Source organism: Halobacteriovorax sp. RT-2-3 (genome assembly GCF_047085075.1).
Taxonomy (GTDB): Bacteria; Bdellovibrionota; Bacteriovoracia; order Bacteriovoracales; family Bacteriovoracaceae; genus Halobacteriovorax_A.
Genome location: NZ_JBKIYF010000001.1, coordinates 661,836 through 684,152, shown reverse-complemented (window position 1 = coordinate 684,152; position 22,317 = coordinate 661,836). Strand labels below are relative to the sequence as shown.

26 protein-coding genes are annotated in these 22,317 nt (G+C 37.3%); 14 read left to right on the top strand and 12 right to left on the bottom strand.

The window, feature by feature from the left end:
- Positions 1 to 60 precede the first annotated feature (60 nt).
- The 4 genes from trmFO to ACMAYX_RS03105 are packed head-to-tail and all read left to right on the top strand — an operon-like array spanning position 61 to position 4,429.
- A complete protein-coding gene (trmFO, locus tag ACMAYX_RS03120) occupies positions 61 to 1,431 on the top strand; it encodes a methylenetetrahydrofolate--tRNA-(uracil(54)-C(5))-methyltransferase (FADH(2)-oxidizing) TrmFO (RefSeq protein ID WP_199177528.1) in 1,371 nt (456 codons plus the stop codon).
- Positions 1,428 to 2,354, top strand: a complete 927-nt coding sequence (locus ACMAYX_RS03115) for a DMT family transporter (protein ID WP_103217518.1) — start codon at positions 1,428 to 1,430, stop codon at positions 2,352 to 2,354. Before trmFO ends, ACMAYX_RS03115 begins: the two co-directional genes overlap by 4 nt.
- Positions 2,355 to 2,371: 17 nt before the next feature.
- Positions 2,372 to 3,337 carry an NAD-dependent epimerase/dehydratase family protein gene (locus tag ACMAYX_RS03110; RefSeq protein ID WP_412471531.1) on the top strand — a complete coding sequence of 322 codons (966 nt, stop codon included), beginning with the start codon at positions 2,372 to 2,374 and terminating at the stop codon, positions 3,335 to 3,337.
- 15 nt (positions 3,338 to 3,352) lie between these two features.
- The gene (locus tag ACMAYX_RS03105) at positions 3,353 to 4,429 is read left to right on the top strand and encodes a hypothetical protein (RefSeq protein WP_392991606.1); all 1,077 of its coding nucleotides are present in this window, start codon (positions 3,353 to 3,355) and stop codon (positions 4,427 to 4,429) included.
- Positions 4,430 to 4,433: 4 nt separating this feature from the next.
- Here the strand turns inward: ACMAYX_RS03105 and ACMAYX_RS03100 are convergent, their stop codons facing one another.
- A complete protein-coding gene (locus ACMAYX_RS03100; RefSeq protein ID WP_412462722.1) occupies positions 4,434 to 6,200 on the bottom strand; it encodes a hypothetical protein in 1,767 nt (588 codons plus the stop codon).
- 288 nt (positions 6,201 to 6,488) lie between these two features.
- Here ACMAYX_RS03100 and ACMAYX_RS03095 point away from each other — a divergent pair, with 288 nt between their 5' ends.
- Both ACMAYX_RS03095 and ACMAYX_RS03090 read left to right on the top strand, forming a co-directional pair.
- Positions 6,489 to 7,295: a hypothetical protein gene (locus ACMAYX_RS03095; RefSeq protein ID WP_392991608.1), complete on the top strand. Its 807-nt coding sequence runs from the start codon at positions 6,489 to 6,491 to the stop codon at positions 7,293 to 7,295.
- A gap of 47 nt (positions 7,296 to 7,342) precedes the next feature.
- On the top strand, positions 7,343 to 7,957 hold the full coding sequence (locus tag ACMAYX_RS03090; protein WP_412471530.1) for an alpha-ketoglutarate-dependent dioxygenase AlkB family protein: 615 nt from the start codon (positions 7,343 to 7,345) through the stop codon (positions 7,955 to 7,957).
- On the opposite strand, the gene ACMAYX_RS03085 is transcribed toward ACMAYX_RS03090, so the two are convergent.
- Genes ACMAYX_RS03085 through ACMAYX_RS03075 form a run of 3 tightly spaced genes read right to left on the bottom strand, consistent with a single transcriptional unit; the run spans position 7,954 to position 9,726 of the window.
- Positions 7,954 to 8,664 (bottom strand): arginyltransferase, encoded by a 711-nt coding sequence (locus ACMAYX_RS03085; protein ID WP_412470732.1) that lies wholly within the window; start codon positions 8,662 to 8,664, stop codon positions 7,954 to 7,956. The genes ACMAYX_RS03090 and ACMAYX_RS03085 overlap by 4 nt on opposite strands.
- 15 nt (positions 8,665 to 8,679) lie before the next feature.
- The gene (locus ACMAYX_RS03080) at positions 8,680 to 9,267 is read right to left on the bottom strand and encodes a tRNA-uridine aminocarboxypropyltransferase (protein WP_392991612.1); all 588 of its coding nucleotides are present in this window, start codon (positions 9,265 to 9,267) and stop codon (positions 8,680 to 8,682) included.
- Between the two features lie 3 nt (positions 9,268 to 9,270).
- The gene (locus ACMAYX_RS03075) at positions 9,271 to 9,726 is read right to left on the bottom strand and encodes a hypothetical protein (protein WP_103217510.1); all 456 of its coding nucleotides are present in this window, start codon (positions 9,724 to 9,726) and stop codon (positions 9,271 to 9,273) included.
- Positions 9,727 to 9,922: 196 nt separating this feature from the next.
- Between ACMAYX_RS03075 and ACMAYX_RS03070 the strand changes: the two genes are divergently transcribed.
- On the top strand, positions 9,923 to 10,084 hold the full coding sequence (locus ACMAYX_RS03070; protein WP_158246838.1) for a hypothetical protein: 162 nt from the start codon (positions 9,923 to 9,925) through the stop codon (positions 10,082 to 10,084).
- A 146-nt stretch (positions 10,085 to 10,230) separates the two neighbouring features.
- On the opposite strand, the gene ACMAYX_RS03065 is transcribed toward ACMAYX_RS03070, so the two are convergent.
- A complete protein-coding gene (locus ACMAYX_RS03065) occupies positions 10,231 to 10,659 on the bottom strand; it encodes a hypothetical protein (protein ID WP_412462719.1) in 429 nt (142 codons plus the stop codon).
- Positions 10,640 to 11,536 carry an endonuclease I family protein gene (locus ACMAYX_RS03060; RefSeq protein WP_103217508.1) on the bottom strand — a complete coding sequence of 299 codons (897 nt, stop codon included), beginning with the start codon at positions 11,534 to 11,536 and terminating at the stop codon, positions 10,640 to 10,642. Before ACMAYX_RS03060 ends, ACMAYX_RS03065 begins: the two co-directional genes overlap by 20 nt.
- Positions 11,537 to 11,754: 218 nt before the next feature.
- Here ACMAYX_RS03060 and ACMAYX_RS03055 point away from each other — a divergent pair, with 218 nt between their 5' ends.
- A complete protein-coding gene (locus ACMAYX_RS03055; RefSeq protein ID WP_412471529.1) occupies positions 11,755 to 12,774 on the top strand; it encodes a 3-oxoacyl-ACP synthase III family protein in 1,020 nt (339 codons plus the stop codon).
- A 59-nt stretch (positions 12,775 to 12,833) separates the two neighbouring features.
- Here ACMAYX_RS03055 and ACMAYX_RS03050 read toward each other — a convergent pair whose 3' ends face one another.
- Positions 12,834 to 13,739, bottom strand: a complete 906-nt coding sequence (locus tag ACMAYX_RS03050; protein ID WP_412462717.1) for a LysR substrate-binding domain-containing protein — start codon at positions 13,737 to 13,739, stop codon at positions 12,834 to 12,836.
- A 95-nt stretch (positions 13,740 to 13,834) separates the two neighbouring features.
- Here ACMAYX_RS03050 and ACMAYX_RS03045 point away from each other — a divergent pair, with 95 nt between their 5' ends.
- Both ACMAYX_RS03045 and ACMAYX_RS03040 read left to right on the top strand, forming a co-directional pair.
- Entirely contained in the window at positions 13,835 to 14,902 is a 1,068-nt protein-coding gene (locus tag ACMAYX_RS03045) for an alpha/beta hydrolase (RefSeq protein WP_412469660.1), read from the top strand.
- 82 nt (positions 14,903 to 14,984) lie between these two features.
- Positions 14,985 to 15,560: a superoxide dismutase gene (locus ACMAYX_RS03040; RefSeq protein WP_412462715.1), complete on the top strand. Its 576-nt coding sequence runs from the start codon at positions 14,985 to 14,987 to the stop codon at positions 15,558 to 15,560.
- A 43-nt stretch (positions 15,561 to 15,603) separates the two neighbouring features.
- Here the strand turns inward: ACMAYX_RS03040 and ACMAYX_RS03035 are convergent, their stop codons facing one another.
- Positions 15,604 to 16,341: an SDR family NAD(P)-dependent oxidoreductase gene (locus ACMAYX_RS03035; protein WP_393090596.1), complete on the bottom strand. Its 738-nt coding sequence runs from the start codon at positions 16,339 to 16,341 to the stop codon at positions 15,604 to 15,606.
- Positions 16,342 to 16,425: 84 nt separating this feature from the next.
- On the opposite strand from ACMAYX_RS03035, the gene soxR reads away from it, so the two are divergent.
- The 4 genes from soxR (at position 16,426) to ACMAYX_RS03015 (ending at position 19,055) form a co-directional block, all read left to right on the top strand.
- Positions 16,426 to 16,872, top strand: a complete 447-nt coding sequence (gene soxR / locus ACMAYX_RS03030; protein WP_412471528.1) for a redox-sensitive transcriptional activator SoxR — start codon at positions 16,426 to 16,428, stop codon at positions 16,870 to 16,872.
- A 103-nt stretch (positions 16,873 to 16,975) separates the two neighbouring features.
- Positions 16,976 to 18,172, top strand: coding sequence for an MFS transporter (locus tag ACMAYX_RS03025; RefSeq protein WP_412471527.1), 1,197 nt, complete (start codon positions 16,976 to 16,978; stop codon positions 18,170 to 18,172).
- An 18-nt stretch (positions 18,173 to 18,190) separates the two neighbouring features.
- Positions 18,191 to 18,715: a cupin domain-containing protein gene (locus ACMAYX_RS03020; RefSeq protein WP_412470728.1), complete on the top strand. Its 525-nt coding sequence runs from the start codon at positions 18,191 to 18,193 to the stop codon at positions 18,713 to 18,715.
- Between the two features lies 1 nt (position 18,716).
- Positions 18,717 to 19,055: a cyclophilin-like fold protein gene (locus tag ACMAYX_RS03015; RefSeq protein ID WP_412469657.1), complete on the top strand. Its 339-nt coding sequence runs from the start codon at positions 18,717 to 18,719 to the stop codon at positions 19,053 to 19,055.
- Between the two features lie 38 nt (positions 19,056 to 19,093).
- Here the strand turns inward: ACMAYX_RS03015 and ACMAYX_RS03010 are convergent, their stop codons facing one another.
- From ACMAYX_RS03010 to ACMAYX_RS02995, 4 genes are all read right to left on the bottom strand, one after another.
- Positions 19,094 to 19,651 (bottom strand): hypothetical protein, encoded by a 558-nt coding sequence (locus ACMAYX_RS03010; RefSeq protein WP_412471526.1) that lies wholly within the window; start codon positions 19,649 to 19,651, stop codon positions 19,094 to 19,096.
- Positions 19,652 to 19,746: 95 nt separating this feature from the next.
- Positions 19,747 to 20,355 carry a hypothetical protein gene (locus ACMAYX_RS03005; protein WP_412471525.1) on the bottom strand — a complete coding sequence of 203 codons (609 nt, stop codon included), beginning with the start codon at positions 20,353 to 20,355 and terminating at the stop codon, positions 19,747 to 19,749.
- A gap of 89 nt (positions 20,356 to 20,444) precedes the next feature.
- Positions 20,445 to 21,497, bottom strand: coding sequence for an aldo/keto reductase (locus tag ACMAYX_RS03000; protein ID WP_412471524.1), 1,053 nt, complete (start codon positions 21,495 to 21,497; stop codon positions 20,445 to 20,447).
- 19 nt (positions 21,498 to 21,516) lie between these two features.
- Positions 21,517 to 22,224 carry a VC0807 family protein gene (locus tag ACMAYX_RS02995; RefSeq protein ID WP_392991627.1) on the bottom strand — a complete coding sequence of 236 codons (708 nt, stop codon included), beginning with the start codon at positions 22,222 to 22,224 and terminating at the stop codon, positions 21,517 to 21,519.
- Positions 22,225 to 22,317: the final 93 nt, after the last annotated feature.

Here is a 22,317-nt window from a genome sequence, read left to right as displayed (position 1 = left end):
ATAGCATGTTTGCATATATAAGGTCTATATCATCATTTAAGTATATTGAAGAGGTTGAAATTGTCTAATTCACATAAAGTAATTGTTATTGGTGCGGGTATGGCAGGTAGTGAATCTGCTAACTTTTTAGCTAGTCATGGGGTTGAAGTTATTCTTGTTGAAAACAAGACGATCCAGAAAAACCCAGCACAAAAAATTGATTCTTTTGCCGAATTAGTTTGTACAAACTCACTTAAATCAATGAGTCCAGCTTCTGGTCATGGACTTCTAAAATATGAAATGGATGCCCTTGGTTCAATCATTCTTGATTCTGCAAGAAAGCACGCCGTGCCTGCTGGAGATGCTCTTGCAGTAGATCGTGAAGGTTTTTCGGCCGAAGTAACTGAGCGTCTTCACGCAAATGAGAAAATAACTATTGTAGCTCAAGATGCTTCTGATCCACAGGCCCTTATGGCCGAATATCAAGCTGATGCGTGTATTATCGCTTCAGGACCTCTGACAACAGAAGGTCTTTCTAATTGGATTGTAAAGAATATTTCAAATGATGATTTCTACTTCTACGATGCTATTGCACCTGTTGTTGACGGAGACAGCCTCGATTATTCAAAACTTTACTACAAAGACCGCCACAAGCCGGTTAGTGAGGAAGAAGGAGAGGAAGCTGATTACTTAAACGCACCAATGAATAAAGAGCAGTATGAAGCATTCGTTGCTGAGCTTGTTGCTGCTGAAAAAGTTCCTGCCCAAAATTTTGAAGATTATAAATTCTTCGAATCATGCCTGCCTGTTGATATCATGGCAGAGCGTGGAGTTGATACAGCACGCTTCTCATGCATGAAGCCTATTGGACTTGAGCTTCCAGATGGATCTCTTCCATATGCATGTGTTCAGCTTAGACGTGAGAATCTTCTTGGATCGGCCTTTAATATGGTTGGATTCCAAACTCGTCTAAAATACCCTGAGCAAACAAGAGTATTTAGAAAGATTCCTGGTTTTGAAAATGCAAGTTTCCTGCACCTAGGTTCTGTTCATAGAAATTCATTTATCAACTCAAGAACGCTGCTTGATTTTGATTTAAGTGTTAAGAAAATCCCAAATATCTACTTTGCTGGTCAAATCACTGGTGTTGAGGGCTATACTGAATCTGCATCAATGGGACAGTATGTGGCACTTCAATTACTAAAGAAGTTAAGAGGTGAGGAAGTTAAACAATTTCCTGTTGAGACTGGATTAGGTGCCTTAGTTAATTATATTATGACTGTACCAAAACCTACGCCTTCAAATATTAACTTTGGACTTCTTCCTCCTGTTACTTTAACAAAGGAACAAAGACGTGATCGAAAAAACCGCAAGAAAGTTAAGAAGCAATTGGCCGCAGATCGCGCAAAATTAGTTTTTGATGAATTCATGAGTGGGTACTTTACGAAGTGAAAGGTTTAGTTTTTATTCTCATTGCTTGCTTTATTTGGGCGCTGGATACGCTTATTCGTTATCCACTGCTTTATAAGTACAATAGTAGTGAGATCATTGTATTTGGTGAGCACCTTTTCTTAACAATCCTCTTCTTGCCAACACTTTATATGGCCAGAAAGAAGATCATGAAAATGAAGCCATTTGAAATGCTTTGCTTTTTTATGATTGGTGCCATGGGCTCGGCAATCGCAACACTAACTTTTACAAAGTCATTTGCTCTTTTAAATCCATCGCTTGTTATTCTATTACAAAAACTTCAACCATTTATAGCGATAAGTCTTGCTTATCTTATTTTAAAAGAGCGCATCACAAAGCGTTTTCTATTATGGGCAGCTGTCTCTTTATTTGGTGCGATACTTATTAGTTATCAAGACATTAATAGTGCCATTAATTTAATTAAAGCTGGCCAGGTTAGTTTTGATCGCTCGTCTCTGTATGGACTTTGTCTTGCCCTCGTCTCTGTTATTAGTTGGGGGAGTGCGACTGTCTTTGGCAAGTATCTTATGAAGAGCAATTGGATTGAAAAAGAAGTTATGTCTTTGCGCTTTGTCGTAGGATTAATGGCAATTATTCCTTTTATGATAGCAAGTGGCACAGGGCTCAATTTTCCAATTGAGCTATGGGGAAAAGTTAGTATCTTGGCCCTGATCTCGGGGATCTTTGGAATGTATTTCTACTACAAAGGGCTTGGCCAAGTTTCAGCTAAGGTTTGTACAATTGCAGAGATGTCATTTCCATTTTTTGCAGTCATAATCAACTGGGTAGCCCTTGATCAAAGACTTACTGTCGTTCAGCTTTTAGGTGGAGCATTTTTACTGCTCGGATCGACGATGCTACAATTGGCCAATAGAAAACACGAATTAAATGTACAAGTAAATTAAATATATCAGGAGTTTAGATGAACCAATTACCAATGGACCATAAGGGGAAGAATTTTTTAATCGCAGGTGCTGCTGGCTTTGTTCCTTCAACTGTCGCTCAGCTTTATCTTGAAAAAGGTGCAACTGTTTATGGGTTAGATAATTTTATTACTGGTTCAAAGTCAAATATTGAGCTTCTATCTAAGTATGAAAACTTTCACTTCACAGAATGGGATATTATCAAGGGTCTTCCTGACTTTGGTGATGTGAAATTTGATTATATCCTATCTCTGGCTTCTCCTGCTTCTCCAATTGACTTCAAGGTCATTCCTCTTGAAATCATGATGGTAAACTCTATTGGAACTCAGTATTTGCTAGAGCTAGCTAAGGATCATGGTGCAAGATTTCTTGAAGCATCAACTTCTGAAGTCTACGGTGATCCTGAGATTCACCCACAAGTTGAAGACTATGTTGGTCATGTTAATCCAATTGGGCCAAGAAGCTGTTATGATGAAGCAAAACGCTACGCTGAAGCCTTAACTATGACTTATTACAGAAAGTACGAAGTCGATACTCGAATCATTCGTATCTTTAACACATATGGACCTCGTATGCGCCCTGATGATGGACGTGTTATTCCAAACTTTATTAACCAAGCGCTTGAAGGAGAAGATATCACTGTTTATGGTGATGGAAGTCAAACTCGCTCTTTCTGTTATGTAACTGATCTTGCAAATGCAATCGATCACGTTCTAATGCTTGGGGATCACATGCCATATAATATTGGAAACCCTGATGAGTATACAATTAAGGAAACTGGAGAGTTAATCGTTGATGCACTTGAGTCTTCTTCAAAACTTACTTATCAAGAATTACCAAAAGATGATCCAAAACGTAGAAGACCAGATATTAATCGTGTTATGAAACTAGGATACTTGCCAAAAGTTACTTTTGCGCAAGGGATTGAAGAAACTGCAAAATACTTTAGAGATATTAAAAAATAGGTATAGAGAAAATATATGTTAAAAGTTGTTGTTAGCTGTGATGCTGTCATTGAAAGAGATTATTATATTGAGTGTCTAGAAACCATCATGGGTGTTATCGGTGATAACGTTGAGCTCTACACTCTTGTTCATAGACAAGGTCAAGTTCTAGGACCTGTTGAACAAAGAAAGATTCATTCAACATTCTTAAATCGCTTTGTTAAGTCTTGGGAAGATTTAGTTGATAAATCTCACCTTGTTCACGGAGCTGCAAGAGGACTTTTTATTCCATGTAGTGTTGATCTAGTCGTTAATCTTTCTCGTGGGTTTTCTCAAGAAATCAAAATGTGTGATGACACTTATTTATTCACTTATTTTGTTGAAGATATCAATTCAATTAAAAAGAAGTCTTCATTCAAGGAATTCTTCTTTAAGGCCTTCACTCGTACTAAGCAGAGAAAATATTTAAAAAGGGCCAATACTCTTTGGTCTAATGAAGAAGCTATTTTAGAAGAGTTTCCAAATGCTACTCAGGTTACACCGGCAATTGCATTAAAAGATTACAAGATCCTTCCTGAAGGAATGTTTAATCGAGACTACTTTCTAATTAACTGTGAGCCTCTGACGAGCTCTGAAGTTTATAAGATCATCGATATTTACGGTGATAAGAAGTTTAAGTTTATCGGAAAGCATGATCACTTAGGGATGTATGCGCAAAAGCATCCGGAGCTTTTCTTTGGAGATCGTTGTTCAGGTGAGTTAGCTCCTCTTTTAGCAGGTACTAAGTATCTGATCGATACAACAGATAAATTTCCTCACTTCTCTTTGAAAGCGTTAAGTTGTGGAAGACCTGTTCTTACAAATGGAAATAAGTTTTTACCATTTGGTGTAGGAGTTCATGAGCTTCCTGCTGATTACTTATCACTTAGATACCCTGTACAAGTAGGGATTCCTGATGAAGATCCTAAGAAGCGCCATGGGGTTTCAGCTAATTACGAAATGGTAAAATTTAAGCATATCTTTTTAAAGGAATTTAAGAGGATAAGTGATGAGATAGAAGCTAGTAAAGCTTCACAACAGTCTCTAAGAGATGACAGCTGCTGTGAAGCCTAATCAATTATTCTAGTGTCTTTTTTAATTTAATTACATTGTAACGATTTGAAATAATTTTCCACAGGGACAGCTTTGAGTCCTTGTGGATTGTTCCTTTATCTTCAATGATCTCGTCGTCATTTAATTGTTCAACAGCGTCTTCATTTACTGTAGGGTCATAATTAGAAAGCGCCATAACACCATCATCACTATCAAGTAAGTTCTCAAAACCATTTAATTGATTTTTAAGTTTATTTAGATAGTCTTTAGAGGCTGGGTCATAAGCTACAGCAAGTCCTTCTCCTGTTCCTTTTTCAAGCTCTTGAGAGTTCTTTGCAATATCTCTTGATGCATTTGTCCCACCGGCCCTTCTGTAATTCAGTGCCATTTGAACAGGGGATACGTGTCCAGCAAGAGTATCGGCAAGATATCTTTTATTCGCTGCTGGATTAAGAATCGCGTTGATTGCCTTCTTGGCCTTATCGTTTGTCTTGTCTGATTTTGCCAGTGCTTTTAGGACGCGATTAGCTGCTTTATTAATTTTAGCGGCATTATTATCAAGGGCCTCATTTACATATTTAGAATTTCCAGTCTTCTTTGTTTTGTTGTATCCGCCTTGTACTTCACTAAGTCCAATTGTATTTGCAAAAGTTTCACCAGTCGTTCCAAGAGATCCCATTTTAATATCAAGCTTTGGAATTGTTTTAAGTTTTTCTGACTTCACTTCATCAACATCAAATGTTTCTTGGTTATTATTCATTCCAAGTCCTTGAGCACCTGGTGTGGCCATAGCACTAGCAACTGATGTCTTCTGGCTTGAAGCAGGGTTGTATTGGTTATTATAGCGGGCCATAAGCTTCTTAAGAACAACCTCTGTCTTTTCTCTGGCGCTCTTTGCACTTTTGTGGGCCTTCTTTGCTGTCGATAGGGCCTGGTTTTCTAGCATAAGGGCCACTGCTCCTAGCCCTAGTACCCAGTAGGTACACGGATTTGAAGCTGGACAGCCAAAAATTGTAAGTGCAGCACAGATGGCCGCAATCGCTGTTGAGATTGTAATCATCATCATAATTCTCTTATGATGCTTCATTTTATCCTGGGCCGCCTTTTCCATATCTTTTAAAAGTTGAACTTCTGTTTCTAGAGCAACTCTTTGTGTTTGGTGGTTCCATGCTTTTTCATCGTTCTCATCAAGTTTAGCAAGAGCATCTTTATAACTTTTAAATTTTTTCTTATAACCATCACCCATGGCCGACATAAGAGCTACCGCAAGAATTATTGCACCTGAAAGCATGGCCCCAATTCCATCTGACTGGCACATTCCACCAAAAAGCAGAACACATCCTTGACCTACTTGTGCAGCGGCAGCAAGGTAGCTCATCGTATCAGATGCTCCTTTTGGTCCACTTGTCTTATGATTTGTAAAAAGCTTTGCATCAGCTTTTAGATCTTCCTGACATTTTTCATCGATCCCACAATTTTGGTATTCCATATTGTAGTTCTTATTATCATTAGCGCTTACACATTGTTCAAGGTGACAATTATAAACATTACCTCCATCACACTTCTGATTTGTACCATCGTGATAACAGTAATTCGGGTCAGATTTTTTTTGAACTTCTGTGCGGCCGTCTTCTTGTTCAGCTTGAGTTTGGACTTGTTCTTGTGACTGGGCCTGTGTGTTTACTTCAGTTTGTTCTTGCGCATAGGCCATCGGAGTCAAAAGCATCGACCATGATACAAGAGTTATAATTAACTTCTTTATAGTTATAAAATGTCCGCTTGCCATTTTCATAGCGATCTCCTCAGCTTATAAGAGTATTTTATCGAAATTAAGTTCATACCCTTAGTATTATATAAGATTTATTGCAATTTTAGATACTTAGGCATCTTTTACGCTTTTTTGGCCGTGTCTTTTTCGTGGCGTTTAGAATCTTTTCGCTCTCAATATTTAAAATTGTTCTAAGATTAGTCTTTTTGTTTAGAAAATGTGCAATGCTTATTTCTAAGTTGCTAGAATTGTATGAAATTTTTTGGCCTCTAGGTTGCTTATATATATGGAAATAAGAGCATGGGGGAAGAAGTGAAGAGAGTTTTATCTTTAATATTTATTTTGGCATTATCTACTCAAACATTTGGCCTATCTTTAGAAGAGTATAATACTCAAGTTGAAAAAATCAATGCGACAATCAAAGATGAACAGATGCGTTCGCTTGTAAAGCAAGAGCTTGCAAAGGAAATCGCAAAATCACTCAGTCCTAAAAAAGAGGAAGTGCAGGTACAAGAAGTAGTTGTCGAAGCACCAAAGCAGGAGTTAGATGCAACAACTCAACAGCTACATAATGATATTAATAGTACTAAAGTGATGATTGCCCCTGAGCTTGAAAGCAGTAAAGATAACCTAAAGGTTCAACTAGGAATCAGTGCTATTTCTTCGACTGTTGATTATTATGGCGCAGATTTACACTTAGTTGGTAGTGAGCTTGCTGTTAGTGGCGTTAAAAAAATAAATAATCATAAATTTCGTATTGGCCTTTCAATCCGTACAATGGAAGCAGATTCTATTACATTAGAAGATGGTTTTGATTATGATATTTTAAATGAGATTGAATATTCGGGTGCAGGAGTGAATTTATCTTATACATATATGCTTACTCGTGGGTTTGGTCTTGGTGCTTATTCTTCGTTCAACTATGGAGAGACTGATTTTTGTGATGGTGGCCAATGCTATAATTTAGATACAACAATTAGTGATCTTGGTGTGAGAATGGATTTTAAGATTGCAGCATGGAACCCATACTTAACATTAGGCTATTCTTTATATAATATTGATGGGTATAAGTTTGATGCGGCCACGGCTTACTTAGGGTTGCTTAACTTTGAGTTCTAGTGAGTTCTAGTGAGTTCTAGTGAATTTTAGGTAATTTTAGGAAATAGATGAATCAATTTGATCTCTTTGGTACAAATGAAAATGAAGAAGTCGTTTACGATCTAAAAGGCGGTACTGCGATTTACTATCCTAATTTCTTTGCAAAGACTAAGATTGAATTTGATGACTTGAGAAATTCAATTAAATGGCAAGAAGGTGAAATCACACTATATGGAAAAACACATGCAATACCAAGGCTCCATGCTTGGTATAGTGATGGTAAGAAATATAGTTATTCTGGTGTAAAGCTTCCCCGTATCGACTGGAATGACAAACTTAGTGTTTTGAAAGAAGAGATCGAAAAGATAACGAAGCATCAATTCAATGGGTGTCTCTGTAACCTTTATCGAGATGGATCCGACTATGCAGCTTGGCATAGTGACGATGAGGCAAGCCTTGGAAGAAATCCAGTAATTGCATCGGCATCTTTCGGAGAGTCTCGTAAGTTTGTTTTAAAGCATCGTTTTGATAAGTCTATAGAAAAAGTTGAAATTAATTTGGAAGATAAAAGTCTTTTGATTATGAAAGGAGCACTTCAACATAATTGGAAACATCAACTCAATAAAACGGCAAAGCAAGTTGATGAAAGAATAAACTTAACTTTTCGCTATATCGTCGATTAGCTCTCCCAACTTTTCGAACTCCAGTCATAGAGCTGATAAGGCATGTATCGAGACTTGTATTTCATAAATTCGTTTTCTTCAATCCAGTAACCGAGATAGTAATATTCAAGTCCCATATTCTTTGCATGGATAATTTCAGCAAGGGCGCCTAGATGCCCAAGACTCATTTTTTCAAAACTCGGATCGTAACAAAAGTAAACGCTACTTAAAGCATTTTGGGATTGCTCCAAAATTCCAAAAGCGATGAGTTTATTTTCGAAAAATATTTCGCTAAGAAGTTGAGTTCCTGTAAAGCGATAAAACGTTTCCTTAAATAGTAGCTCGTTATCAATAATTGTAGCATCGATACTGTCGACAAAGCGGTTTTGTCCATGCAGACGATAGATTTCAAAATGCTTTTGTCTATATAGCAGCGGCGAAAACTTAACCTGTAAACCTTTGTTATGATTTCTCTTTAAAAATTTTGACTGGTTTTTTGTGAGGGAAAATTTTTTTAACTCGACTCGTATTGGAATACATTTCTGACAATTTGGGCATAAAGGTCTAAAGATGAATTGACCAAATTTACGCCAGCCGCGCTCAAGTAGAAAGTCTAGTTCGGTATCACTTAACTCTGAACTAAAGAAGAACTCATGTTGTTCCATCTCTTCTTTTAAATATGGACATTGATCAAGATCGCTAATTCGAGGGCTTAGAATCATTTTCATTGAATCATGATAGCATTAATTAGGTCTTTGATGGAAGGCTTCTTGCTGTTTTATAAGCTCTTTTAATGGCGCTAAAAATTGTTTAACTTGTACTTCATTTATTTCACCAAGGACTTCAAGAGTTACAGCGATGGCCTCAAGTGTAGAGAGGTGAGTTTCACCACATGACTTTCGAATACTTTGATAGATTGTTTTCTGATCATCTAGCTCGAGGTGATAGCATGGTAGCTCACTTAGGGCCGGCCAAGTATGATAGATTTTTCTGGCCTTCTTCCACGTACCGTCAAGAACGACGATATTCTTGCTCTGAAGTAAGTGAATATTTTCAGCATTTAATGGGATTGAATTTTCATTTTTAAAAAGTAGAAATGGCCTTGTCTCTCTTATTTCTTGGATTCGTTCTTCTGTGATATTTTCACTTGAGACAAGTTCAATATCAGGTGCAACTAGCTTGGCCAACCTCGCTGTATTGAACGGATGAAGGGCCTCTTTTTCATCTTGGAAAATAATCAATTTATTTTTTAATGTCACATTTTCAATTGTGTGACATAGACACAGCCCTTGTGGACGTTGGCATTTTTGACAATGATTTCTCTTGGCCATAGTTTAGATATTTAGTTCTTTATTGTACTTATCCATTAAGATTGGCTTTCTGTAGTACATAATGAAATAGATAATTGGGTAAATGAGTAAATCAAATGCAAAATTTTCTGTTTTATATTTGATATTATCAGTGATCTTAGTTTTCCCATTTCCAATATCGCGAATATGATAAGTATGAATCCACATTGTGAAAGGAAATGGAGTTTCGATGGCCTCTGTTCGAATAATGATCCCATCAGAAGTTTCTTTCTTTTGAGTGACTTCGATTACCCAAGATTGGTAGTGGCCAAGGATCGAAGTAATTAGATGAGTCTGATCAGAAACTGAATTACCATCAAAGCGTGGGACTTCCAAATTGATAAATGGAGGTGTTGCTTCTTGCATAGTATCTGCATTGAAATTATTCAGAATTTCATCGACACTCGCATTTACAATGGTATTTATAACTAAACTCTTCATGTTCTAGAATTATACATCTGATCTTTATTTTACTCAATAAGCAGACTCTAATGTTTAAAAATAATTGAAAAACTTAACACAAAGTTAATTTTAACTGAGTTTGGAAATCTATAACTAACTTAAGTTGATGTGAATTGATTCATATGGCCAAATATAAGTACTGATGACTACCAAAATATTTTGGCAAGGAGTAATAATGAATTTAAAAGAAAGACTAAAGCTAGAAGAAAAAGAGGCCAAAGAGCTTGTGAAGGCTTATTGGCATTTTTCAAGGCCAAAGCCAAAGAAAACAGAAAAGACAAATGAGGATGATGAGGAAAAGCTGGGAAAGCAGGTGGGCCTAGTGCTGAACGAGTAAATGTAGTTCGTGATCTCGCGGAGAGACGTAAGCAGAAAGAGGCCTTAAAGAAAAAACAAGAAGAACTTAGAAAGAAAGCAGAAAAAGAGTTAGAAGAATTTGAAAAGTCTGGAGATAATTCTGATAAGAAGGTAGGTAACTAATCTCTACTTTAGTGCTTTTGTTACACAGTATGTAAGTCTCTTGTCTCCAGGGTTAAACTCTTGGAGGCAATTCTCATAAATTTTAGTCGATAATTCATCACAATTATCCATTCTCTCTTTAATACAATGGAATGAAATTAGTTGTTCAATCTCGATTCTCTGCTCATTGGGATCAACAGGAATTACTGGTGAAACTTTTTTAGGAGCAGGTTTCTGCCTTTTCGTTTTAATCGTGATTTTAGTGTCTCTGTGATAGCTGCGCTCTTGCTGTTTGCGCTTTTTAGTGATTTCTTCCCATTTTGCCGCACGAAGTTTCTTATAATAGAGTAGCTGCCTCTCTCTTTGAGTGAGAGGCTTCACTGGTTTTTGCTTCGTAGCACATGAAGTGAGTACTAATGCGATAATGGAAAATTTAAAAATCTTTAATTGCATCAACTAGGTTTTCGTCGTCAATAAATGGATTGCGACTATTTTGAATTTCATAGATTCTGTTATTAATACTTTCTTCAAAAGTATCAACAGGGTCTTCCTTGTGCCATTTTCTTAAATAGAATTCTTGGGCCTCATCAATTGGAAGATTATAGCGAGTTGAGAAGTAGAATAGTGCTCTTGCAATATTACCTCTGATTTCTTCTGGTGGTTCAAATGAAGTCGTTGTCTCATTCTCGTAGTTTACTTCTCCAATGTGAGAATCCTGACAATTTGAATTAACAACTCTACCAATTACTTCACCGAATGGGTGATTGCTGCGAGAAGAGTTAGCACGTGAGTTTGCTGGAAAAAGGTGGTGCAAATCATTTCTTTGCGTATTCTTATCTTCTCTTGGATTAAATCTTGATTGTGGCCAGCTGTGTTCACAGTTGATTACTTGATGATTTGGAATTTGCATTTTTCCAACACCATCTCTTTCTGTGACATCTTGGTTACAGTAAACATCTTTTACATAGAGACCTCTTGATGAAGTCTGTAAATAGATATCACCAAAAAGATACTTTCTAGCTTCTTTGTAATTTCTTGGCGTTCTTTGAAGATAACAATTTTTCTTACCTGAGCAATCAGCTGCAAGTAAGTCATTTTTATTTGGTGTTCTAATATGAGCAGAAACCAATATTTCTCTAAGCTTTTCTTTTATCTTAAGAGAAGTATTTAAACTGTTCTTGTTGGCTTTTTTAAGAGTATTAGAGATGAACTGCGCTGTATCCTCTGGGTAGTAAGAGTGATTCGTCAGTTGGGTTGAGTTGTATGCAGCAGATGCGCTAAAACTCATTTGAATGTAAATAAACACCATAAGGTGACTAAGCTTAGTCATTTTAATTCCTTCCTTGGAATAGTTCTATGTTAACAAGAAAACATATCTTGGCCAATAAAAAAACCGAGCAAGAATTGGCCCATAAAAATTGTATCGGGGCAATTTAAGAAAAATAAAATTGTAAGTCTGCTCTCTATCGCATATGCGAATCTTGTGTTAAATTGAAAAGATATCATTCACCAGTTCAGATGTAAGAAAATTTATGAAAAGGAAATACTATGGGTGTTTTGGCAAGTAAAATTATTGGTGTGGGTTCTTACGTACCACCGCAAGTTTTTAAAAACTCAGATATCGAAGAAATGATGAATACTTCTAATGAATGGATCGTTCAGCGAACAGGAATTGAGCAGCGTCACTGGGTTGATGCAAAGACTTCAACTTCAGATCTTGCACTTAAGGCAAGTGAAGAGGCCATCGCAAATGCTGGTATCAAAAAAGAAGATATCGACATGATCATTTTAGCAACTTTATCTCCTGACTTTGACTTTCCAGGAACAGGTTGTTTTCTACAAGATAAGCTAGGTCTTTCAGAAATTCCTGCGATCGATATTCGTCAACAGTGTTCTGGTTTTCTTTATGCCATGACTGTTGCTGATAAATTTATCGTTAGTGGATCAAATAAGAATATTCTTGTTGTTGGTGCAGAAGTGCATTCAAAAGGTCTAGACCAAACTCCAGATGGACGCAATGTTTCTGTTCTTTTTGGTGATGGTGCTGGTGCAATTGTTATGAGTGCAACAGAAGTTAATGATAAGAAGACTGAGCCTTGTTTTATCGATGCTTCTCTTCATAGTGAAGGAAAATATGCTAAGGAGCTTTGGCTTCCTGCTGCAGGAACTGGTTTTGATTCAACAGAGAGACTTTCTCAAGAAATGTTTGATGAAAAACTTCATTATCCACAAATGAATGGAAAGACAGTTTTTGTTCATGCTGTAAAAAGAATGACTGAAGCACTTTCAAAACTTATGGCCAAAAATGGTGTAACAGTTGATGATGTTGATGTTTTCTTATTCCATCAAGCAAACTTAAGAATCAATTCTAAAGTTGCAGAGGTGATGGGAATTCCTGAAGAGAAAGTTTTCAATACAATTCAAAAATATGGAAATACAACTGCTGCGACAATTCCTCTGGGAATGCACGATGCAATGAAAGAAGGTGTTCTAAAGCCAGGGATGCTTGTGGCAAGTGCTGCATTCGGTGCTGGGTTTACTTGGGCCGCTTCTCTCTACCGCGTGTAAGGGTGCCATGCACCTTTGGTTTCGCAACTGCTAAAAAAGCCTCCGTACTGGAGGCTTTTTTATTTCTTATTTTTTAATTCTTTCATATGGTCAATGAATGCACGAAGGGTCGGGGACATATGCTTTCTATGTGGATAGTAGAGGTAGTAGCCAGAGCTTGTTGCGATATATTTTTCAAGAAGTAAAACAAGCTTTCCTTTATTGATATAATCTTGAACATTACCGCGCTCAGTGTAGATAATTCCCACATCTGAAAGTGCCGCTTCTCTAATATTTTCCGAGTTGTTTAAAATAATATTCCCATTTATTTTTACACTAAATTCTTTATTCTTTTCTTCAAACTCCCAACGCTCATAAATACTATTACCACTTCCAAAACGGTGGCGAACACAATTATGTTCTAAAAGATCTTTAGGGTGCTTCGGAGTTCCATTTTCTTTTAAGTACTTTGGTGAAGCGACGGCGACAAACTCAATTGGCCCAAAAAGTTTTAAAGCAATTAGGTCTTTAGCTAAGATATCATCAATGCGAATTCCTGCATCAAAACCTTCATCGAATATATTTGTGGCCTGATCATCTGAGAAGATATCAATTGTGACATCAGGATATTTTTTTAAGAAGCTACTTATATGTTTAGAAATATAATAAGGATAAAAAACTCCAGGCATATTTAACTTAAGTGTACCAGTTGTCGACTTACCAAAGCTCTTTGCATTTTCTTGGGCAGTAATAATCTGCTCCATCGCTGGCCCTGCTTGATCAAGAAATATTCGCCCCGCTTGAGATAAACTAACACTTCTTGTTGTTCGAGTAAGAAGTGTTACTCCCATTTTTTCTTCCAAACTTGAAATCATTTTACTAATTGCTGGGGGAGAAACTTGTAGTTCTTCAGCGGCCGCACTAAAGCTTCTCTTTTCAGCAACGACTTTTAGAGCAATGAGCCCGTCAAATTGGTCCTTATTCATTAGTAACCCTTAGTTAATGATTCTTTAAGTATTGTGCCATTTATCGAAACAATTTTCTAGCCTAAAATCCATTTATAAACAAAAGGAGCTTGATGATGGAAGTCTTGAATCTAAAGAATGTATCGAAGTTTATGGTTATTGGCAGCTTGGCCTTCTTGGCGGCGTGCTCAAACCAAAAAATTAAGAAAGGAGATAAAATGAACTTAATTAAAGAATGGGATAAGACCTTTAAAAAGAGTGAACTTGTGGAACATAAGAAGGTGATTTTTAAAAATCGCTATAATATTGAACTTGTTGGAGACCTCTATATTCCAAAGAATACTAAAATTCAAAAGTTACCAGCACTTGCTGTTAGTGGCCCATTCGGTGCTGTCAAAGAACAGTCCTCTGGACTTTATGCTCAAGAGATGGCCGAGAAGGGTTTTGTCACTCTTGCATTTGATCCTTCATATACAGGGGAGAGTGGTGGTGAACCACGTAATTTAGCATCAGCAGAAATTAACACAGAAGACTTTAGTGCAGCTGTTGATTTTCTTGGTACGCGAGAATTCGTCGATCGTGAAAAAATAGGTGTGATAGGAATTTGTGGCTTTGGTGGTTTCGGATTAAGTGCTGCGGCCGTTGATAAGAGAATTAAAGCGGTTGTAACAACAAGTATGTATGATATGTCGGCGGCCATGGCAAATGGAGTTGGGAATACTTTAACAAAAGAAACTCGCACTCAGGCACTAGAGGCCTTAAGCAATCAAAGATATGCTGACTTTGAAAAAGATGCACCAACTGTTGGTCCACGTAATTTACCAGAGACTCTTTCTAAAGATGATAATATTGTTATAAAGAGATTCTTTGATTACTACCGTACAGATCGTGGTTATCACGCTAGATCAATTAACTCGACAACTGGTTGGTCAGCAACTTCACCACTGTCATTTATGAACTTTCCTTTGCTAACTTATGTTAATGAGATTTCACCTCGTCCAATTCTCATTATTGCAGGGGAAGAGGCACACTCACTTTACTTCAGTAAGGACGCTTATGCGGCAGCCGCTGAACCAAAGGAGCTTATGGTTATGCCTGGTGTGAACCACGTTGATCTTTATGATAAGAAAGATATTATCCCGTTTGAAAAAATCACAAAATTCTTTCAGGATAATTTAAAATAGTCTCCAGACTTCTTGACCTCAACCTAGGTTGAGGTCTTATTATGACGTATGCTTAAACGTACATTATCAAGGAGAAGTTAAAATGGAACATAAGTTACCTGAATTACCATGGTCAAAAGATGCACTAGCACCTCATATCTCGGCCGAAACAATTGATTTTCATTACGGCAAACATCACAACGCATATGTAACAAAACTTAATGCGGCCATCCCTGGAACTGAGTTTGAAAATATGTCACTTGAAGAAATCATTATGAACTCTAAAGGTGGACTATTCAATAATGCAGCTCAAGTTTGGAATCACTCATTCTACTGGAATTGTCTTGCACCAAATGCTGGGGGAGAAGCAAGTGGTGCTGTTGCAGAAGCGATTAATGCAAAATGGGGTTCATTTGATAAATTTAAAGAAGAATTTTCTAACACTGCTGCAACCAATTTTGGCTCTGGTTGGACATGGTTAGTGAAGAACAAGAGTGGAGAACTTGAAATCGTAAATACAGATGATGCTGAGACTCCTATGACTTCAGGTCTAAAAGCTCTTCTTACAATTGATGTATGGGAACATGCTTATTATGTGGACTACAGAAATGCAAGGCCATCATATATTGATGCGTTCTGGAATCTCGTTAATTGGGATTTTGTAAATTCTAATCTTTAATTAAAATGAAGGCCCTTATAACAAGGGCCTTTTTATTTGGAAGTTATGGTAGGTATGCGCCACCACAAACCGGTTGGTATGTGCCATTTATGTGTGAACTTTTCTCACTCGCTAGAAAAGCAACAGTGTTTGCAACATCTTCTGGCTGAGCATTTCTTTGTGTCGGCGTTAAAGAAGCTAGATAGTCTTTAAAGTCACTTGGCGCATCTTTTGTCGCTTCAGTCTCAACAAAACCTGGAGCTACAATATTAGATGTAATCTTATGAGGCCCAAGCTCTTGTGCTAGATATTTGCTAAAGCTATCAAGTGCTCCTTTTGCTGAACCATGTGCAATGAATGAAGGCATAGGTGATTCAGAGAGAGTACTTGAAATAAAGATCAAGCGTCCAAAGCGATTCTTCTTCATTTGTGCTGCTGCAATCTTTGCTGTGATATAAGAAGCACGCATTTCATCATTAAGTTTTTGAGCAAACTCATCCCAGCTTTGTTCAAGAAATGGCTTTGCTGTAAAGTTCATATTTGCATTTGATACAAGAATTGAAACCGGTCCATGATCCTTTTCAATTTTATCAAACATGGCCTGTATTTGAGCTTCGTCACGTACGTCAGCTTGAATTGGGTAAGCTTCGCCACCTTTAGAAATGATTTCATTTGCAAGCTCTTGCGCGATCTTTTCGCTATTTACATAATTGATAAATACTCTGTGTCCATCAGCAGCTAAAGCTCTTACAGTCGCTGCTCCGATCCCGCGAGCTCCACCTGTTACTAGTGCGTTCTTCATTCAATCTCCTTTTATTTCATATTGACGTTAAATTGTGTTAATATTCTAAAACCTCAAGTTAGCTTGAGGTCAATAGGAGATTTTATGGCCGAGTTAAATGAATATTTATCTGTTGGAGAACTCAGTAAAAGAAGTGGAGTTTCTATTTCTGCGATTCACTTTTACGAGTCAAAGAACTTACTAAGATGCCATCGTAATAAAGGTAATCAAAGGCGTTTTCATCGTCGTGAGCTTCGTATTCTTAGTTATCTAAAGGTTGCACAACGTATTGGTCTAAGTCTAGAAGAGATAAGAGAAGCATTTAAAAGCATTGAGAATAAAGAGAATCTCACAGCTAGTGATTGGAAGAAACTTGGCCGTAGTTGGCAAAAGGTTTTAGACGAACGTCTTCAGTTAATTGAAAGAACAAAGTCACAGCTTGGATATTGTATTGGTTGTGGTTGTTTGTCTTTAAAAGATTGTCCTTTACGTAACCCTGATGATGAACTTGGTGAGGAAGGTACTGGGCCACGTCTTCTAATGAAAGATTAGTAAGTGATAGTTAATGATTCATAAACTATAGTGTCATTTATTGAAACAATAATTTATCCCATAATTGATTTAAATAATAATTCAATGTGGAGATCAATTATTCGTGTTAAATCAAAATAAAAATTCATGGGGAGCTATCTGGGCCATGACTCTTGGGATCTCAAGTGTCATGATTGCAGAATTTCTACCTGTAGGCCTCTTAACTCCTATGGCCAAGGATCTTGCTATAAGTGAAGGTTTTGCTGGTCAAACCATTACTGTTACTTCAATTTTTGCAGTTTTAACGAGTTTAACGATATCTTATGTGACTAGAAAGGTTGGCCGTAAAAACTTACTGATAAGCTTATCAGCACTAGTTGCTATTTCATCTGCTATCGTTTCGCTTTCCCCTAATCTTGTGATTCTTCTTTTCGGTAGAGGACTTTTAGGGATTTCTCTCGGTGGAATATGGTCAATGGCCGCTGCCCTTGCAACACGTCTTGTTTCCAAGGATAATCTTCCTAAGGCCCTCTCAATTATTTTTGGAGGAGCTTCATTCTCAACGATGCTGGCCGCACCTCTTGGAAGCTTTCTTGGCCAATACTTGCACTGGCGTACGATTTTTCTCATTGATTCATTAATAGCAATTATCTCAATGATTTGGCTTTTTAATAGTATGCCAACTCTGGCGGCAAATTCTAAGGTTAAGTTCAAAACAATTTTTAAAACTTTATCAAGGCCGTCGGTCAAAGTCGGTTTACTTGCTGTCGCTTTAACTTTTTGTGGGCGATTTGCAACGATCACATATATGAGACCCTATCTTGAAAATACAATAGGCCTTGATGTAAAGGGGATTTCGTTAGTCTTCCTTCTCTTTGATGCTGCCTATTTTATTGGAACATTTATTGCCGCTGAAATAGTAAAAAGAAGTTTAACTTTTGCATTAAGTGTTTTTCCATTATTACTTGCACTCGCTTCACTTGCCCTCGCATTTAATGAAACCAGTGCTATCGAGGCCGGAGTATTAATTTTCTTATTGGGTATTTCTTTTGCTCCCATTCCTGTCGGTTGGTCGACATGGGGGACAAAGATTGCACCTGATGATACGGAATCAATCGGTGGTCTTTATGTTGCTTCAGTGCAAACAGCTGCTGGAATAGGAGCTTTTGCAGGAGGAATTCTTTACGATAAAAGTGGTTCATTTGTAGTCTTTTCAATGAGTAGTTTGTTCTGGTTTGTCTCTGCAATACTTACTTTCTTATTTGTAAAAACCGTTTTTAATAAAAATGAAGATGAAGTTGTTGAAAATGTCATCGCATAATAATCTTGGAGGTCAGTCATGAAAAATGGATTTGTTTTAACTTTAATTTTGTCTCTAGGGCTTGTGAGCTGTTCAGGTATTACAAATGCCAATGGAGAAGCTCAAGGCGAAAAGAAACTTATGGAAATCACACCAACTAATAAGACCATTAAGTTTGATAGTAGCTCTCCTGTCTTTACTGGTAATGTACTTCTTAGACCTCTTTTTGAAACTCATGACACTTCAGATTTAACTGGCGGTGAAGTGACTTTTTCAAAAAATGCAAGGTCTGCTTGGCATACTCATCCAAAAGGACAACTTCTTGTTGTCACAAAGGGACAGGGAGTTGTTCAGCAATGGGGTGAAAAAGCGCGAGTCATGAAGGCCGGTGATATTGTATGGACTCCAGCAGGAGTTAAGCATTGGCATGGAGCAGATAATAAAAATACAGTCACTCACTTGGCTTTACAAGAAAAGAAGAATGGTAAAAATGTCATTTGGATGGAAAAAGTTAGTGATAAGCAATATAAGGATGGGCTTAGGAGCATTAGGAGTAAGAAGTAAAGTGAAGATACGAATCAAAGTGGATGACCTTGAATTTGAAGGTATTCTTGAAAACACTAAAGTAGTTAATCAACTACCTCTTGAAGTCGATGTTGAAGACTATGCTTCTAATGAGAAGATCTTCTATCTCCCAAAGAAGCTTTCTGTGGAAGGTGAGCCTGCGGGGTATAAGCCTCGTGTTGGGGATATCTGTTACTATGCTCCATGGGGGAATGTTGCGATATTCTATAAAGATTTTTCTTACTCTGCTGGCCTCATAAAGCTGGGGGAGATTACTGAGAATGTCGATAAGATTAAGAATATCAAAAACTCAAAACTTAAAATTGAAATTATAGAATAAAAAAAGCCTCCGGACTGGAGGCTTTGTATTTTGCTTGCTTATTGGCAGTAGTTGTAGTCGCGGAAGTAGCGAGCACAGAAGTTTTGTGGGAAGCGACAGTCATCCATATTGCTTGACCAGTAGCTTGCACTTTGGCAGTACTTTGTGTCTTGTTTTTCAACATTAACAATGAACTTTCCAGTAGCAACTTCGCGTCCATTTTTTTCTAGCTTGTACTCGATTTCATTTTCACCGTAGTAGTTAAGTAGTGGCCTTTGAAGTAGAGTGTAGATCCAAAGATTGAACTTCTTTGAACTTTCACCTTTTTCAGCATCAAATGAAGATGACTTCGATTTTTTGCGTCCCTTGTGGTCCTTGTAGTATAGAGTTACTTCATCTGCATCAACTCTTTCACCTTTGTCTAGAACAAAGCTTGAAAACTCAGATGGGCTTAAGTAATTTGCACTACAATTTACGTAGCGAATTTGGTGCTGATTTCTGTCATTACATGTTAAGCGGATACTCCCTTCAACAGGGTTGGAAGCTAGATCATTTCCAATTTGAAGTCCTGCACCGAAAGCAGGCAGAAGCATTAGTAAACTAATTAGTACTTTCATTATAAACTCCTTTTTATAATCCTATTAATGATATTAAGGAGTTTTAGTTTATGCAATTTTATCTAGCTTAAAGATAGAACTTGTAAGTTTATGGCCTAAAGCTCACGCGCCTTAAGTTTAGCGTAATTGTAGATCAATTCACGCCAGTTTTGCATTAGGGCAGGGGCCGTAAGCTTAACAAGTTTAGGATCACTTGGAATATAATCGTAAAGAAAGTATTCCATGGCAAATTGGATTGTTTGCATGCCGATATATAACTCAGTAAAGAAGTCGATATCACCCTTTTGATAATAGGCGATTAATTCGGCAACGTCTTGGTGGTATTCACATGAACCGCATCCGCTACACATACCAAAATTTTCAACAAAGGCCAGGTGCTGCTGAGTTTGAGTTGCAATAACTTGCTCCCTCTCATCTGCATCTGCACTAAAGCTCTCAACTAATTCAAGTGCACGTTCTGGGTACTGATTGATGGCCATGAAAATGCGTTCATAGAATGTAGCGTATAGGGAAGTAAAAATTGAGTCTTCAATTAGGTAGTAGAAGAAGTCTTCTGTGGATTTTGTTCCTGCTTTTAAGTTTTCATAACTAGCAAGGGCCATCTTAAGAGGTGCATCTTCAAACTCTTCTAATTCAAAGAAGATTTTTGCAAGCTCCTGTTTGCCAAGATCGAATTCACTCTTTTGCTTAAATTTTGAAAACATGAACGCCTCCACATAAGTTCTTGTTCTAGATTTTATCAAATTAAATTAAATCAAGAACTTAGTGGAGTGAGTGGCAGAAAGTGCCAGTCTTATGGGCAAGGTATAGTAAACACCTTGTGTATTTCCTCAATGCGATTCAGAGTGTCGCTATCAAGAGTCACTTCACTTGTGGCAAGGTTCTCTCTTAATTGCTCCATTGTCGTAGCACCGATGATATTTGATGTATTAAATTCACGCTTGTTCACAAAGGCAAGAGCAAGAGTTGCAGGAGAGAGTCCAACATCGTTAGCAAGTTCGACATAAGCTCTGATTGCATTTTGTGCATGTTCTGAAGAGTAGCGTGTGAAGTACTCACCGTATTCAGTTAGGCGAGAATTTGCAGGTCTCTTTCCATCTAGATACTTTCCAGAGAGCGCGCCAAAAGCAAGTGGTGAGTAAGCAAGTAGTCCGACTTTCTCACGAATTGCTATTTCTGCAAGACCAACTTCAAATGAACGATTAAGTAGAGAGTATGGATTTTGAATTGAAACTGGGCGTGCAATATTTGTTTCTTTGGCCGCTTCAAGATACTTCATAACTCCCCATGGTGATTCATTTGATAATCCCCAGTGAAGAATCTTTCCTTCTTTGATAAGCTCATCCATGGCCTCGACTCTTTCATTGAAGCTCACTTCAATCTCAGGAGTGATATGCTCGTAATTTAGACGGCCAAAGAAATTTGTCACACGCGATGGCCAGTGAATTTGATAGAGGTCTAGATATTCAGTGTTAAGTCTTTTTAGAGAGGCCTCGCAAGCTGTTTTAATATCACTTTTTGAAAAGGCGATCTTTCTAATGTCACTATTTCTAATGTAGCTATCCATTGATCCAGGGCCAGCAACTTTAGAAGCAAGAATAAACTTGTCTCTATGAGTTTGCATCTTATCCCATTTTCCAATGAATTGTTCTGTCTTTGTGTATGTACTTTGTTGACCAGGAACTGGATACATTTCTGCTGTATCAATAAAGTTAACTCCATAGTCGAGCGCTAGATCAAGTTGTTCATGGGCCTCTTCAATGGTATTTTGTTCACCCCATGTCATTGTTCCAAGACAAATTTCACTAACTTTTATATCTGTATTTCCAAGTTGATTAAATTTCATAATCCCTCATTTATATTTATTATTGCTGCTTTACCATTTCTTCTAATGGAAGCTGTGTTTGTTTCTTGATGTAATTTACTAGAGTAAAAATAATAATAACTGTTACAATTAAAGTTGGCACAGAGATCACAGGAAAGCTAAGTGCTGTCATTCTTCCTAAGCTCTCATTAAACTCAACTGTACCTGGTGCTCCTTTAAGGACGATGGCCGCAAGAACATAATTTAAAAATGCTGACAGAAAGAATGTTGAAGAAAAGTAGAATCCTGCAATGTGAATCTTTTGTTTGAAGTCGTCGTGTAATCCTCTTGCTTCAAAGGCCATGTGGATTTTTTCCATATCAAAAATTTGTTCAAATAAAGTTCTAATAAGTGGCTTCTTTGTGAATTGAGAAGCAAGTACAAAAAGTCCAATTACAAGTGGAACAGCAGTTTCTTTTACAATCATCCATGTGCGATCTAATTCCAATAAGCCGATTCCTCCTGTTAGAAGAACGCTCACAAGACCAATGGCCGCAATCCAGTTAAACTTTCTTTTAGAGATAAAGTCCCATGCTCCATATAAAAGAGGAAAGGCAAGGGCGATGATCAGAGCATTTACTTGGCCTAGTTTTTCAGGCCCTGAAAATTTTGTAAGTATCACCGATGGAATAACAACATTACAGAGAATGTTGATGAACGGGTTTTCATTTTTATTTTGAACGTTATTCGTTTCAGTCGAATCTGACATTTATAATCCTTTTATAATTTGCCCTTCATAATACCTAAATCAATAAAGTAGGAAAAGGTTTAAAAGACCAATGTGAAAAGTCGGGTATTGTAA